Annotated in this window: 13 protein-coding genes; 4 read left to right on the forward strand and 9 right to left on the reverse strand. The window is 39.5% G+C overall.

The genetic code is table 11. From position 1 onward, the window contains the following. Positions 1-158 precede the first annotated feature (158 nt). Positions 159-359, forward strand: coding sequence for a KGK domain-containing protein (locus ACE1AT_RS16675; RefSeq protein WP_374870256.1), 201 nt, complete (start codon positions 159-161; stop codon positions 357-359). A gap of 87 nt (positions 360-446) precedes the next feature. Next, on the forward strand, positions 447-1352 hold the full coding sequence (locus ACE1AT_RS16680) for a carbohydrate ABC transporter permease (protein ID WP_374870234.1): 906 nt from the start codon (positions 447-449) through the stop codon (positions 1350-1352). A 40-nt stretch (positions 1353-1392) separates the two neighbouring features. Here ACE1AT_RS16680 and ACE1AT_RS16685 read toward each other — a convergent pair whose 3' ends face one another. Both ACE1AT_RS16685 and ACE1AT_RS16690 read right to left on the reverse strand, forming a co-directional pair. Next, entirely contained in the window at positions 1393-3207 is a 1815-nt protein-coding gene (locus ACE1AT_RS16685) for an autotransporter domain-containing protein (protein ID WP_374870236.1), read from the reverse strand. A gap of 159 nt (positions 3208-3366) precedes the next feature. After that, complete coding sequence (locus ACE1AT_RS16690; protein WP_374870238.1) at positions 3367-4194, reverse strand: ABC transporter permease; 828 nt, start codon at positions 4192-4194, stop codon at positions 3367-3369. Between the two features lie 310 nt (positions 4195-4504). Here ACE1AT_RS16690 and ACE1AT_RS16695 point away from each other — a divergent pair, with 310 nt between their 5' ends. Continuing rightward, a complete protein-coding gene (locus tag ACE1AT_RS16695) occupies positions 4505-5041 on the forward strand; it encodes a DUF3172 domain-containing protein (RefSeq protein ID WP_374870240.1) in 537 nt (178 codons plus the stop codon). A 35-nt stretch (positions 5042-5076) separates the two neighbouring features. On the opposite strand, the gene ACE1AT_RS16700 is transcribed toward ACE1AT_RS16695, so the two are convergent. From ACE1AT_RS16700 to hisF, 7 genes are all read right to left on the reverse strand, one after another. Further along, positions 5077-6012 carry an AMIN domain-containing protein gene (locus ACE1AT_RS16700; RefSeq protein ID WP_374870242.1) on the reverse strand — a complete coding sequence of 312 codons (936 nt, stop codon included), beginning with the start codon at positions 6010-6012 and terminating at the stop codon, positions 5077-5079. Between the two features lie 104 nt (positions 6013-6116). Beyond that, entirely contained in the window at positions 6117-7082 is a 966-nt protein-coding gene (locus ACE1AT_RS16705) for a glutathione S-transferase family protein (RefSeq protein WP_374870244.1), read from the reverse strand. A gap of 261 nt (positions 7083-7343) precedes the next feature. Next, on the reverse strand, positions 7344-7805 hold the full coding sequence (locus ACE1AT_RS16710) for a hypothetical protein (protein ID WP_374870246.1): 462 nt from the start codon (positions 7803-7805) through the stop codon (positions 7344-7346). 406 nt (positions 7806-8211) lie between these two features. Next, a complete protein-coding gene (locus tag ACE1AT_RS16715) occupies positions 8212-10377 on the reverse strand; it encodes a cation:proton antiporter (protein ID WP_374870248.1) in 2166 nt (721 codons plus the stop codon). A gap of 371 nt (positions 10378-10748) precedes the next feature. Continuing rightward, entirely contained in the window at positions 10749-12056 is a 1308-nt protein-coding gene (locus tag ACE1AT_RS16720) for a cation:proton antiporter (RefSeq protein WP_374870250.1), read from the reverse strand. 733 nt (positions 12057-12789) lie between these two features. Then, positions 12790-12981, reverse strand: coding sequence for a hypothetical protein (locus ACE1AT_RS16725; RefSeq protein WP_026723255.1), 192 nt, complete (start codon positions 12979-12981; stop codon positions 12790-12792). A 100-nt stretch (positions 12982-13081) separates the two neighbouring features. Then, positions 13082-13855, reverse strand: a complete 774-nt coding sequence (hisF, locus tag ACE1AT_RS16730; protein ID WP_374870252.1) for an imidazole glycerol phosphate synthase subunit HisF — start codon at positions 13853-13855, stop codon at positions 13082-13084. A gap of 156 nt (positions 13856-14011) precedes the next feature. On the opposite strand from hisF, the gene ruvB reads away from it, so the two are divergent. After that, on the forward strand, positions 14012-15100 hold the full coding sequence (ruvB, locus tag ACE1AT_RS16735; protein WP_374870254.1) for a Holliday junction branch migration DNA helicase RuvB: 1089 nt from the start codon (positions 14012-14014) through the stop codon (positions 15098-15100). Positions 15101-15231: the final 131 nt, after the last annotated feature.

Below are 15231 nucleotides of genomic sequence, written 5' to 3' on the forward strand. Positions count from 1 at the left end.
TTCCATAACATAGTTAAACCTCGTCCATCTTGGAAAGAGGAGTTTTTCAAAAAGGACATTATGTAGGTTGGGTGGAACGGAGTGTAACCCAACATTAACCAGACTATAATGTTGGGTTTCGCTGTCGCTACACCCAACCTACAAAACTACTTAGTGAAATTCAATTTAATTATGTTATTAATTGCCAGGTACTAAGAATTGGCAGCGAAGGTTGGCGCAAAGGCAAGCTTAATATTGAGGTATGTATATTATCTCTTAACCCCAATCTTAATCAAATTTACTTGGAATTTCATCCAGAAGAGTTTATTGAATATGATTCACTTTTAGATGATATTTGTAAAATTATCGCTGAAAATTAATTACATCATCCTGTAATTATCCTATGTCAGGGCATTTTAGCGATCGCTACATTATGATTAGATGCAATATTTGCTGGAGGTTTTCTCGTGTTTGAAGCCAGAAGGTGGCGTAAAGCTAGAAGGAATATTGCAGAAGATTTGGCTGGGTATCTATTTATGTTCCCTGCGATTTTGGTTTTACTAACTTTTGTAGTTCTACCGATTGTTTGGGCAATTTTCCTATCTCTGCAAAAAGTTCAACTTCTTGGTGGTATTAAGTACGAGTTCATTGGTTTTCACAACTTTACACGGCTAGTGGAAGATGAACGGGTTTGGATTGCTCTCAAGAATACCGTGGAATACGTTGCCATTGTTGTACCCATGCAAACTATTTTGGCATTAGTCCTAGCTGTGACTCTCAATTCGGGGATTCGTGGGAAAAACTGGTGGCGCATTCTTTACTTTTTACCCACAGTTACTTCTTCTGCGGTGTTGACGCTCATCTTCATGTGGATTTACAACACTGATGGATTACTGAATGATTTTCTTGCTTTTGCGGGACTACCTACTTACAACTGGTTAGGTGATCCGGCGGTAGCACTCAAAGGTATTATGATCATGAATATTTGGTCAACAGCACCTTTTTACATGGTCATCTATTTAGCAGCGTTGCAGGATATTCCCCAATCACTCTACGAAGCGGCGGAATTAGATGGTGCTAATGACTGGCAAAAGTTGATCTACGTTACGATTCCCATGCTCAAACCTGTTACCTTCTTTGTAGTAGCAATGGGGATAATAGGGACTTTTCAGCTTTTTGATCAATCTTATATATTTTCAAATGGTAATGGTGGCCCCAATAATGCTACCTTAACGGTGGTTTTGCTGATATATCAAGCAGTATTTCGTAACTTACAAATGGGGTATGCAGCCGCGATCGCTTTTTTACTAGCAACAGTCATCATTATAATTACATTGTTGCAAAGGCGGCTGTTTGGCGTTCAAAGGGAATAGGGAACGGGGAACAGGGAACAGGGAAGGTAACGCCTAAAATCTAAAACTCATAGCGAATCTCTCCCTTAATTACATTGTTGCTAACATCTTCTCGCCCCAACATCACTTCATAGTCGATCGCACCTGCAAGATTTTGAGAAAAAAGTATCTGTGTTCCTGCACCTAATTTAAAATAGTCACGATCAGGTTCACTTGTTTGGACACGCATCGGTATACCTGGTTGGGTCACAAGTTCTGTGGTGATGGTGCGCTCTGTGGATGCAAATTGATATTCATAACTGGCGTGGATATTCGGTATGATGGAACCAACATCAGTGTTAAGTGTGATGGCAACTTGAGCGCCGACACTCAAAATTAATGATTCTGCTTGTTGATCATCTACTTTCAGATTGAGACTACCCGCACCTGTTTCGGTGTAATGATTGATGTTGATGCGATCGTATTTCAAACTAAGGGTGGGGCCATAAGAAATATTACCTGATTTAGCAATGTAACCACTATTGATATTCACTGAAAACTGTGTACCATCAGTGTTAGCTGTCGCCCTGCGGTGATCGAAATCAATTTGGCGTTTGATATCAAAGTCATTATTCCCGTAGCTAATCACAGCATTCGTGTAAAATTCTTTCTCGACATAGTTGCTATAGACTGAAACAGCATAGCCATCAATTTTGATGTCACCTTGATTTTGATGCAAGTCAGTTTCATGATTAACAACACCCAATGCTACCCCTACAGCAAGTTGATCTGTGACGTTGTAATCAACGCCTGCGGTGACACCACCTGTTGTATAGTCATAATCTGGATGCTCATCAGAATGTTGACTACCAAGATTTACGTCACCGTTAACGAATACACCCCAGCGATGTGTTGATTGTGTTTGCGAAGTCTTTTGCAGTGCTAACAAACGATCATCGATCAGCTGCGCTTGTGTTTGGGCTATATGCAAGGCGATTTCCACTTGTGGAACGATCGCTGCTGGAGCATCCAACACAGCTTCAGTGTATTCTGCAATAAACTGGTGTCCACGATCTGTAGGATGAACCTGATCCCAAAATAAATATTCATCAGGATTAGAGCAAATTGTACCTGCTTGTTGAGCAAAACAAGGATCATTTGTATTTGTTAAACCATATCGCTCAGGCTGGTCAATAACTTCGTTAAATAAAGCATTAATATCAAGCGGAACAATGTTAACGTTGTGGTTTTTAGCTATTTCTTGAAGAGCAGAATTTAAGTTATCATTGTGACTTTTAATTAAAGCTGTGGTGGTGTCAGCAGTCCCTTGCGATCGCTCTTGTGGAGTTTTGCCTAAATCTGGTAAGTTAGGCACAATAATATTACGAGCGCCTTTATTAATTAGTGTTGTAATTGCATGAGATAAATTATTGACTACTACTTGCGTATCAGTTGCTCTTTTTGCTGTTGGCTGAATTAGGTAATCATTAGCACCAGCCCATAAAATAAATAAGGCATTTGGACTAGGGTTTCCTGGTGTAGAAGTAAAATCGTTGATTTGAGAAGACAAAGATGGAAGGGGTATGATTAGTGACTCACTCAGGACATTAGTATTTCCAGATGTGGAACCACCAACAGCATTATTATTAGTTTCATTGGAATCAATATTTAAGTATGAACCTAGTATTTCCACCCAAATCGGTCCATTAGAAAAACGCCCTTTAAAATAAGGTGGACTGAGGGGAATTGTACCTCCTGTGATTCGATATAGGTTGCCATTATCAGATAAACTGTCACCGAAAATAAAAAGTTGATCGTAATCCCCTGCTAAACCTTTAAAAGGTAATAAATTAGATACAACAGAAAAGGCGATCGCCACTGGAATTTTTTTGCTCACACCATTTTTTTATCAAAATATTTGGCAAATTTTACTAAATTTCCCAGCAGTAACGCTCTAACAAATTATTAAATTTTCTTTGAATTAATGCAAAGATTAGATGTTGATTGTTGATGATTGATAGTTCCAATCAACCATCAACAACCAATACCAAAAAATTTAATCCTGTTGACGAGAAAATATACGCGCACCCCACAGAGAAAGAGCGATCGCCATTGCTAGTAAAATTGGCACACTATACCAGGGAAACTGGGATAAGGGTAAATAAGCAACTGCACGTAGTCCGATGCTGGCGTAGGTAAGGGGTAATAGGTAAACTACTATTTTGAGAATTCCTGGTAATGTACCTGGATCAAAAAATGTCGCCCCTAAGAAAGACATCGGAATGATGATGAAGTTATTGTAGAGTCCTACCGATTCGAGCGATCGCACTGTCAACCCCACAATTACCCCCAATCCCGCAAACACAGCACAATTAAGTACCACTAACAACAAAAATAGGGGATGGAGAAACCTCCAATTTCCGGTGAACAGTAAAGCAACCAAAATAACAGAACCGGAAGTCATCAATCCCCGTACAACTCCCGCTAGCATTTTACCTATGTGCAAGGCTAGGGGATGTACCGGGACGAGTAACAATTCCTCAAAGTTTTTGGTAAAAAGTCTTTCTCCACAAATAGAAAATGTCGTCCCACCAAAGCTAATTGTCATTGACGACAAAGCCACCATACCTGGCAAAATAAATTCCAAGTAGTTACCATAGCTACCACTAATTCCTGAACCTGGGCGGATGGAACTACCTAAACCTAAACCAAAAGCCAAAATATAGATCAGTGGAGATATTAACCCTGATGCGGCTACTTGGACAATTCTGACACGTAATTTTAACCAATCTCCCCACAAGACAGTGAGGATATCTGCTAGAAGAGTTTGAAATTGCGAAACTTTAAAGCCCTGGTTTGAAAATAGCGATCGCTGATAAATCACTTTCTTAGAATCATGTATAAAGATATTCTTAATTAATTATTTAACATTTCTTGATAATCTACTAGCAGAAGTAGCAAAAGAGGACAACAGAAGGGGGAACAAGGGAGATAAAGGAGAAAAGGGGGACAAGGGAGACAAGGGAGACACGGGAAAAAACTAATGACCATTGTACAGACGCGATTCATCGCGTCTCTACTAATGACCAATGACCAATGACCAATCACAGCTAAGAATCGGCATACTGATATATATAAGGAGAGGAACTCAACCCACTCCCGACCGTCCAAAATGTAAAGAGAACAAAGCGACAATGAGACGTAAACCTTCTGGTAGAACAACTACACCTCCTAAACCCTCTCTTTTCCAATCCCCACTGTTTAATTTCACTACCATCGCAATCTTGGGAGGGGTGTTTGTTTTGGGTATAGGGATTGGTATTGCTTTTAGCTCTACAGCGACATTTACACCAACTAACGTCGCTTCCCGTGAATTTATTGATACCAAAGCACCAAACCCAGAGATTTGTGTGCAGTATGGAGCGAGTGCAATGGTAATGGATACCAGGTTATTTGTCACACTCAACCCTTTTAATGTTTATGTTTCTCAACCGAGTATGCGTCCGGGATGCGTTTTGCGTACTAATAACTGGGCGATTTTAGAGCAACGCAAGCTAGTAACAAACGAACAGGTTAGAGAATGTAAAAATCGTCTGAACACTTTTGGTTATACAGGTGACTTGGGTCAAAAACCTGACATTAATTGTGTTTATCAAAATGAAGCAGCGAAAAACTTCTTTGTTACTGATCCAGGAGCAGTTGCACCATCTATAGAAACAGATAGATTTTAGTTAGAAGTTATTTGTCATTGGTCATTAGTCATTAGTCATTTTTTGTTAGGTAGAGGTTGACCAAACTCAATTGCTTGTGAATTGGGATTGGTAATTTGACTATTAGAGGTATCAGGAAGTGGGTAATTTGGTAAGTTTGGTGTGGGGAAAAAAGGGATACTATTGAGATTACCAGACTGGTTAGGAAAAATAGGTGGAGGAAGAGTAGAATTTGGCGGTTGAGAAGGGTTATTTGGAAGCAAGGGTGGTACAGTCACTAAAGGCTGCTGTTGGTTATTAGTTGTTGATGGTTGATTGTTGATAATTGGTAGTTGGTTGTTAGTTGTTGATGGTTGATTGTTGATAATTGGTAGTTGGTTGTTAGTTGTTGATGGTTGGTTGTTGATGATTGGTAGTTGGTTGTTAGTTGTTGATTGTTGATTGTAGTAACTTGTGCTTGGGAGAGGTTGATTGCTTGAAGGTGGAGGTGGGTTGTATAAACCTGGATTTGGTGTCTGCTGATTGGCAGGAAAAAGGTTTGTGGGTGTTGAATATGTATTGTTGCTAACGGTAACAGGACGTAGAATCCAACGTGTAGTATTTTGTGGAGAAACAGGTTGTAGTTGCAGTTGGTTGAGATTGATAAAAGTACCTGGCGTTAAATCCATTACAACGCGAGTCACATCTGCATTTAATTGCGAGATACGAATACTTTTTATCGCCCCAGAGAAATTTTGTTGAGTGGAAACATAACCCAATTTAGTACTTGGTAAATCTACAACTATGCGATCAGGCTGAGACAGAAAAAAGTAGCGCGGTTGTGAAGGTGCAGACAGGGTAATTTCTAGCTGTAATGATTGTGGATCAAAACGCCAGTCTTCTAATTTTGATATTGGTACGGCATTACTACTACCAGCTTCGAGAGTCAATGCTGTGCATAGACTAAACAAGCTAATTTTAAATAAAAGCTTGTTTTTTAATTGACTTTTCATTATTTTATACCGTTATTTGGGTAAATACTGAGAGTTATTATTGCACCATTTTTATATTCTTTTTCGGAGATATCTATCGAGGAGTTCGTGATCGCAACTACGCCTTACCTAAGCGCAAAGCGATCGTGTCGTTCGTCAAAATTGATGATTGGGCCCTTCGGCACAATTTGATTAGGATTAATCTCGGTCATACTCATGTAATAGCCGCGCTTGATATGGTCGTTATTGCAGGTTGCTTTAAACTCAGGACGCTGATATAGATCCTTTAGATAATTCCAGAGGTTTGGATAGTCGATAATTCGCCGCAAATTGCACTTAAAATGGCCATAATACACTGAATCGAAGCGATACAGCGTTGTAAACATACAAATATCAGCTTCCGTGAGTTGCTTTCCACATAAATAGCGCTGCTTGCTCAGAATGACTTCCCATCGATCTAAATTCTCGAAGAGTTCTGTTACCGCATCTTCATAGGCTGTTTGTGAAGTCGCAAAACCAGCGCGATATACACCAGCATTGATTGGCAGATAAATTGCATCAATGGTTTGATCAATCTGCTGTTGTAGATCATGTGGATATAAGTCTATTTTCTGTATTGCCAAAGAAGCAAACTCTACATCAAACATCCGCATGATTTCGCGAGATTCGTTGTTGACGATTGTTTGAGTTTGCTTATCCCACAACACCGGAACAGTAACTCGCCCTGTGTATTTGGGATCGGCTTTTAGGTAGATATCTTGTAAATATTGTGCGTGATTTACTAAATCGGGAATGGCTCCAGGTGCTTGAGAAAACTTCCAACCCTTGTCGCTCATAATCGGATCGACGATAGAGACTGAGATGGCATCATTCAAACCTTTGAGTTCTCGCATAATTAAGGTGCGATGCGCCCAGGGACACCCCAAGGAAGCGTAGAGGTGATAGCGTCCTACTTCTGCCTTAAACTCACTAGTTCCATCTCCACTCACGCGATCGCGAAACGTTGTTGGTATCTCATGGAACTCACCGCTTTGATTTTGCTCATTTCTATCAGTAATCCATTTACCTGAGATCATGATTCCTGATGTCATAATTGTCTCCTAAGCGTGATGGTGGAATTGTGCCTTTACTGCTCTATTTCATTCGATAAAAGCACTAGAAATATATTCATATTAGGATTATCATCAGGAATCAACATCTGAAAAAGGTCTTGAATACCTTATCAACGAAATATATACATTACCTCTGGCTTTCGTTGTTATACTCTTAAGAATAAATTTGCTGAGGTTTATTGAGAGCTAAGTTTAGAGTTCACAGAGGTATTCTATTCACCTGCAAATAACTATAAAATTTCAATGGCTACTTGAATTTGCTGGATTCTCTTGATTTTTTTGAGGTACAGCACTAACTTTAATTGCTTTATTGATACCACTGATTGATATCTGCCCAGTTAAATTATCTTGCTTTTCTATTTGCATTTGTAAGTTAACTATTCTCTGAGCTTTTTTATCTACTGCATCTGTGTTTTTGCAAAGGAGATAATTAGGTATTTGTCCCGATAAACTAATATTTTGGTTTTTGTATCTACCAGTGAGAGTAGGGTGTTCTTTTATAGTAGATATTTGTTGAGAATTCAGATTTGCTGGTACGAAAAGTCCATTTAAGTACACTCCTGATTGATGAATATTTAAGATGACCGTGTCTGGTTGATTGCAATCAGGCAATTTTTCTCCAAATATCAGACTATAGTTCTCTTTGAGAGAGAGAGGAGCTTTTAAATTATTTTCTCCATAAGTAGTTACAGTTTTAAACAATAGTAATACTGAACAAATTGCGACACCATAAAAAGTTAGGGATTTGAGATGTAAATGATTCATACAAATAAGAATAGAGTGTAAATTATGACTTATAAGCTATGAATGATGAAGCTTTTCATAATTCATAGCTTATACTTTATAAGTAAGTTGGTGGTAAAAAAAACACAAATTACAAAACGCAAATACCGTTGAAAGACCCTCGCCAGTAGTTTTAGTGTCCCGTCTTACTAATTACAAATGACAAATGACCACTACTGATATCTTGCACCTCTACGGCTATACAAACCAAGTCCACCTGCGCGGACTAACTGAAAATTGAGGGTTATAAACCCACGTAGGTGGGTTTCGTATGTGTAGCCGCGACTTCTAGTCACCTGGTGCAAGATATGAAACTACTTAATTTCTAACTTGTAACTTCTGACTTAGTCTCACTCAGAACAGAGGTAAGATGAGAAATGACTTTGCTGTAACGACGGGTAATAAGTAGCGAAGAACGACATTCGATCGCTAGTTCATCTGTATATCTTCCCAGTGTTTGGCGTTCTATGCCCCAGGTACTGCTAGCACCTGCTATTGTGAGATCAACGCCTTGAGAGGCTGCAACTACGGCTTGCATAGGATTTGTGGCTTCGATTGTATTGATGCTAATGCGATCGTTTACACTACTAGGCATTTGCTCCATTAAAGTTTGCAATTCATAACTTAATTCGTCTTTGACTTGATGAGGTGATAGCACCTGTAATACTTGCAAATAACAAGTATCACGGTTTACTAACAGTCTCAAAGCCAAAACTAGTGCTAAATCATCATGGATGTTACCAGAATAGGGTACTAACAAACTTTCTAGCCGTTCTTCACCTCGATCAATAAATACTGCAACATCAACCGTGGCAGCTGTGAGAATTTGACCAACTCGCCCACCCAAGCGATTATTACTAAAAGCGGGACGGTGCCATCCCACAACCACTAAATCTGCTTGTTCGAGTGCAGCTATCTGTATAGTTTCTCGTGCAACGTTGTTGGAGACACGAACTATGGGGTGAACATAAGAACGTGCTGCTGGTGGTTCTAGACGTTGAATCAAGTCATCTAAAAGCTGATGTCGTTCCTGAATTAATCGGTTTGCCTCAACTGGTGTACTCTCATAAGCATAATCTTCTTGTAGTTCAATGAGGCTAAGGGGATTAACAATAACGGGTTGTTGATAATTTACTGCGATCGCAACTGCTAATTGTACTAAACCTTTTTGAGTATCTGGGTTGGCAACTGGTACTAGAACTCTGTAGGGACGATCAGCAATCTCAGCATCAATATCTGTTTCTGGCTCTGTCTCTACTACGTTCAACTTGATGAGCTTTTTGGGATAAGTCCACTCTAACAGTGGTGAGGTCATAAATGTAGTCACTAAAGCCATGATCACCAACATTGTGAAGAGTAAGGGTGAAATTACACCCAACTCTAAACCAATATTAAGTACAATTAGCTCAGTTAAACCGCGCGTGTTCATTAACCAACCAAGTGCAGAAGCTTCTCGGTTATTAATACCACTAACTCTAGCTGCTACATAAGTGCCTACATATTTGCCTGCGATCGCTATTGCTAGCACCAGTACGCATAATAACCATAATTCTGGACTGTTGAGCAAACCAATTTGCGTCCTCAGACCACTGTAGGCAAAAAACATTGGCAAGAGAAAAATCAAGACGAAATCTTCTGTTTTCACTGCTATTTCTCTAACCAAACCAGCATTTTTCGGCATGATAGCCCCTAGTAAAAATGCCCCAAAAATCAAGTGAATACCAATTAATTCGGTGATTAAGGCTGAAGCAACTACCCCTGCATAGATTAACGCTAAAACCAATTGATTAAGGCGTTTATTACGGCGATAGTAATTCGCAAGGCGAGAGAGAAAATTTCTTCCCAACGTCACCATGACGCCGATGTATAACAAGCTTTCAACAATGGTAGGAAAAGCAGCAGTAATGCTACCTGTGCGTGCTACTGCGATCGCAACAGCTAAAACGCACCAAGCCGTGACATCATCTACAGCAGCACAAGTTAACGCCAATGTTCCCAAGCGTGTTCCTTGGAGGTTGTTTTCTGTGATAATTCGCGCGAGTACTGGAAAAGCAGTAATTGACATTGCTGCTCCCAAAAACAGAGCAAAGGCTGTAAAGGACACACTGGCGTTAGAAATCAATGGATAAAGCAATACCGCTAGCAGAGTTCCCAAAGAAAACGGTACTAAAATACTGACATGTGAGGTCAAAACTGCGACTTCCAAATTACCACTAAGGTATTTGGGATTTAACTCCAGACCGATGAGAAACATGAAAAATATTAACCCGATCTGAGACAGAACATTTAAAAAAGGAACTGTTTCAGGGGGAAACAAGGTAGCTGACACTTCTGGAGCAACCAAACCAAATAGAGAAGGACCGAGCATAATTCCGGCTACAATCTCTCCGATGACTAATGGTTGGTTAATCCACCGGAATCCTAATCCTACTAGCCGAGACAGTCCAATGACAATCAACACCTCAATTAAAACGAGAACAACTGTGTGCATAGTTTCCTCACAAGCGACTATCCGGTGTCCCTTAGATGATTCTTTAAATCGCTTGAAAATGTCAACCTTTATGGCTTACATAACTGCAATTATTGTTCAAACGTGATGTTAATTGTTATTACAAGTAAACAATCAAGAAGGAAGCTATAGAAAATTATTTTTATTCTCCATTTTCTATGCTTTTTTTATTTATTTTGACCTCATACAGTTTTTGATTAATTGGGAATAATTAATCATATTTATGGTTTAATTTTTTACTGAAAAATATATCTATTTGTAAAGAATATTAAAAATATTTGTTGTTGGTGTTTATTTATTGCTGATCAGTTTTCCCAAGCAACTATCAACAACCAACAAACAACATATTTAAGTTATATATTCGGTACTTGTTGAACTGAAGATTGTTCGTATATTGTACCTTGTAAAAACATGTTAACTAACGGTGATGCCATGAGCGTAGTAACAATCGCCATAATCACCATAATGGTGAATAAAGTTGGAGTGATGATACCTTGCTCTAGACCAATATTGAGAATAATTAACTCCATCAAACCTCGCGCATTCATCAAAGCACCGATTGTTGCAGACTCACGCCAAGTTTCTCCTGCGACTTTGGCTGCAAGCATACAGGCGATACCTTTACCAAAAATAGCGATCGCCACAATTAAAGCTGTGATTACCCATAAATATGGTGTATTTACCAATCCAAGTTGAGTGTTTAATCCAGAGAACACAAAGAAGATAGGTAATAAAAATGCAGTAGTCAAATATTCTAGGCGATCGCGAAGTTGTTCGGCAAATTCACCGCGTGGCATTGCTGTACCCAAGATAAATGCACCAAACACTGCATACAGCTTGATCGCATCTGTTAACCAGGAACAGAACATTAAAACTATCAATACTAAAATCAAAGTTTGGATTTTTAAGCCACCATCACGCTTTGTTCTCCGGGTGAAAATCTTTAATGTCGGTCGCCCAATAAAAATAGTCAGTAATACATAAGCTAAACCACCACCAATGGCAAAAGCTGCAATACTTGCATCAGCTTGCAAACTTGCTAGTACAATCGCTAGCAAGCACCATGCAGTTGCATCGTCCATTGAACCTGCTGCTAGGGCTAATGTCCCAAAGCGGGTTTTGGCGATCCCACGTTCATACAACATCCGGGCTAACATCGGGAAAGCTGTGATGGACATCGAAGCACCTAAATATAATGCAGCCGCCCAAGGTGTAATTCCTGCTTTAAAAAGTTCAGCTTGACCGTATAAAAAGAAAGCTGCTGTTGCACCTAAACCAAAAGGTACAAGTATCCCCGCTCCAGAAACCAAAGCTGCACTTTTGACTCGTTGTTTAATCAGATCGGTGTTAAATTCTACCCCAATTAGGAACATATATAGCACTAGCCCTATTTGACTAATCGCAAAAAGAATTGACATTGAGGGGTTGGGAATCTTCTCTCCGGTTGCTAGTATCAATGGTGCTTTAGGAAACAGCCATTGCTGTACACTAGGTGCGATCGCCCCAAATAGTGATGGTCCTAACATTACCCCTGCTATCATTTCGCACACTACATCTGTTTGTCCAAGAAAGCGCTTTCCCAGAATAGTGACGATGCGACAAGTAGCTAAAATAACTGTCAATTGCAGCAGTAGTTTCAAAACCAGTTCAAAGTTCGACATTTGATTTCTTGTTGAGGAGTAATGTTAGTTATCTACAAGCCGATTTTGGCAAAATCCATACATGAGCCAAGACATCGACGATTTTGTATTTCGATAGATATATTTGTATCTTCGGAAACAAGTTTATGTACAGTAGGCTGATAATAATTTTTTTTAAGATAAGTCTCAAATATTTTTAGTGTCTTGGTAATCAAAATTTTTGAACCATTAAAACTCCAAGACACAAAGATTTATAAGTTTTGATTGGTGTATAAATTAAAAATACAAAAGCCTAGTTTCTCAAGAAACTGGGCTTTTTACAAAATAAATTTACATTTATTTTACTCGTCAATTTTCAGTTGAAAAACTACTATTTTTGAAGGTGACTGATAGACTGCACGAAGTTCTTTAAGAGTATTTACTGTCTCGAACACGTAAAGAATATTTTTCGAGGGATTCAATATTTGAATTTTGCTAATCGCCGATAATAGAGACAAATTAATAGGGCCGTCATTAAGTAATTACTACATGTCAGAAGTTGTGACGAAGATAAGTATAAATACTTGTGATAGCTTAGAACTAATAACTTTGCTTATAGGATATATAAGGAATTTCTAGTCTCAGTTTACATTTGGATTAATGTAATATTGATATCTTAGTCTTCTTGCTTGTTGGCAATTAAAAGTATGAGTAATGAATGATGCCACAAAGCTATTTTTGCTTTGTCATGTATTCTAAATCAGCATCTTTTTCATTAAGATACTTGTAATAAATAGCTCATACAATGTCCCATCAAAAAGTAAACAACCATCATTGCGGCTGCGGCTAATGCAACTAATAAACCAGCCAACATCAGAGAAAATTCCTTACTCTCATAGGCTCTTTCCATCAAATGCAGCGACCAGGCTACCAACGCCACATCAAAAACTAATATAGGAATCAACATATTTATTAATATTTATTAATGTTTCTTTACCAAGTTTAACATCATTTTCAGGAAGTGTGTTGAGTACTGGATGTATCTTCAAACAACAGATTTACTAACATTACTGATACATTCGTACTGGCAGTTGATAATGACGCAAATAATTTTTGATTTCCTCCACGGTTAATTCCCCGTAATGCAATAGTGAAGCTAGTAAGGCGGCTTCGGCTCTACCTTCTGTAAGTGCTTCATAAATATGTTGACAATTACCTGCACCGCCGGAGGCAATTACTGGAACTTGTACAGTTTCGGCGATCGCTTTTGTTAATTCGAGGTCATAGCCTGCCTTAGTACCATCGGCATCCATACTAGTCACTAATAGTTCTCCTGCACCTCGTTTTTCTACTTCTTGCGCCCATTTAAGAGCATCGATGCCTGTATTTTGCCGTCCACCTCGCACATACACATCCCAACCTGGATTGGTAGGATCTTTCCTGCGTCTAGCATCAATTGCAACAACTATGCATTGATTACCGAAGCGATCGCTAGCCCGATTAATAAAATCTGGTTCACGTACCGCCGCAGAATTAATACTAACCTTGTCCGCTCCAGCTCGTAACAGATTTTTAACATTTTCTAAGGATTGGATGCCACCGCCAACAGTCAAAGGAATAAAAACTTGTTCCGCAGTGCGGTAAACGACGTCAATTATAGTGTTACGGTCTTCATGAGTCGCTGTAATATCTAGAAACACTAACTCATCTGCTCCAGCTTCGTTGTAAACTTTTGCTAATTCAACAGGGTCGCCTGCATCCTGGAGGTTAACAAAGTTAACTCCTTTTACAACTCTTCCCGCGTTCACATCTAAGCAAGGTAAGATTCTCTTAGCCAGCATGACAAACTTTGTACTCCTAAGTAGTTCCCCGGAATTTAAATTCTAAATTGGCAAGCGTAATTTCTCCAAAGAAAATTTTTGCGTCAGTATTTATACGCGTTGGTGCGCTACCACTTGCCCTCAATAAGTCTACAAGTAAAAGTTAATAGCTGAACTATGGCGATTATTTCCTCGAAAAAACAGCCTCACGATCCAGGCGGTAAACCACCCAAACAGCATCAGGAATCAGCAAAACCATCTTCAGAAGAGAATATTTTGCAACCCGAAGCTGCTATTGATGAACAAGGTAAACAAGAAGAAAGTATTCGACCACATAGGTTTGCCGATTATATTGGGCAAAAAGATTTAAAAGATGTACTGGAAATAGCCATCAAAGCAGCTAAATCTAGAGGAGAAGTGCTAGATCACCTGCTATTGTATGGGCCTGCCGGTTTAGGTAAAACCACAATGGCAATGATTTTAGCAGCTGAGATGGGAGTGAACTATAAAATTACCAGCGCCCCGGCTCTAGAACGACCCAGAGATATTGTTGGACTGCTAGTGAATCAGAAGCCAGGAGATGTTCTATTTATCGATGAAATTCATCGTCTTTCGCGGATGACTGAAGAAATTTTATACCCAGCGATGGAAGATTACAGATTAGATATTACCGTTGGCAAGGGTTCCAGCGCTCGGACTCGCAGTATCCCACTAGCAAAATTTACCTTGGTAGGGGCAACAACTCGTGTCGGCGCGCTGACTTCTCCTCTACGCGATCGCTTTGGCTTAGTACAAAAATTAAGATTTTATGAGGTAGAAGAACTAAGTCTTATTGTTCAGCGCAGTGCTGAGTTACTCAAAACCAGCATTACAAAAGATGGTGCGACAGAAATTGCCAAGCGATCGCGAGGAACACCACGGATTGCTAATAGACTACTCAAACGTGTCCGTGATTATGCGGAGGTAAAATCCTTTGAGCAAGTTTGTGAAAAAGTTGCAGCTGAAGCATTGCACCTATTCCAAGTCGATCCTTGCGGCTTGGATTGGACAGACCGCAAAATGTTGACTGTAATCATTGAACAATTTAATGGTGGACCAGTGGGATTAGAAACAATCGCCGCCACAACTGGTGAAGATACCCAAACCATAGAAGAAGTTTATGAACCTTATCTGATGCAAATTGGCTATTTAAGCCGGACACCTCGTGGTAGAGTAGCGACGGCAGCAGCCTATAAGCATATGGGCTTTAAGCCACCGAGTCAATAACCCCGCCCTAAAGAGGGACGGGGCTTGTAAGAGCCAAATCTTACGTGTTTGACTAGCCCACTGAGCCTAATCAAGGCAACGCACTTCCGAATACTTCCCCAGTTCGGACATACTGTAAGACTGTTTGGTCA

Origin of the sequence: Pelatocladus sp. BLCC-F211, assembly GCF_041928655.1 — a bacterium.
Taxonomy (GTDB): Bacteria; Cyanobacteriota; Cyanobacteriia; order Cyanobacteriales; family Nostocaceae; genus Pelatocladus.

Coding starts and splice junctions, on each gene's coding strand:
- ACE1AT_RS16695 (WP_374870240.1), top strand. CDS start 4,505: ATGAGACGTAAACCTTCTGGTAGAACAACTACACCTCCTAAACCCTCT.
- ACE1AT_RS16700 (WP_374870242.1), bottom strand. CDS start 6,012: ATGAAAAGTCAATTAAAAAACAAGCTTTTATTTAAAATTAGCTTGTTT.
- ACE1AT_RS16705 (WP_374870244.1), bottom strand. CDS start 7,082: ATGACATCAGGAATCATGATCTCAGGTAAATGGATTACTGATAGAAAT.
- ACE1AT_RS16715 (WP_374870248.1), bottom strand. CDS start 10,377: ATGCACACAGTTGTTCTCGTTTTAATTGAGGTGTTGATTGTCATTGGA.
- ACE1AT_RS16720 (WP_374870250.1), bottom strand. CDS start 12,056: ATGTCGAACTTTGAACTGGTTTTGAAACTACTGCTGCAATTGACAGTT.
- ACE1AT_RS16725 (WP_026723255.1), bottom strand. CDS start 12,981: ATGTTGATTCCTATATTAGTTTTTGATGTGGCGTTGGTAGCCTGGTCG.
- hisF (WP_374870252.1), bottom strand. CDS start 13,855: ATGCTGGCTAAGAGAATCTTACCTTGCTTAGATGTGAACGCGGGAAGA.
- ruvB (WP_374870254.1), top strand. CDS start 14,012: ATGGCGATTATTTCCTCGAAAAAACAGCCTCACGATCCAGGCGGTAAA.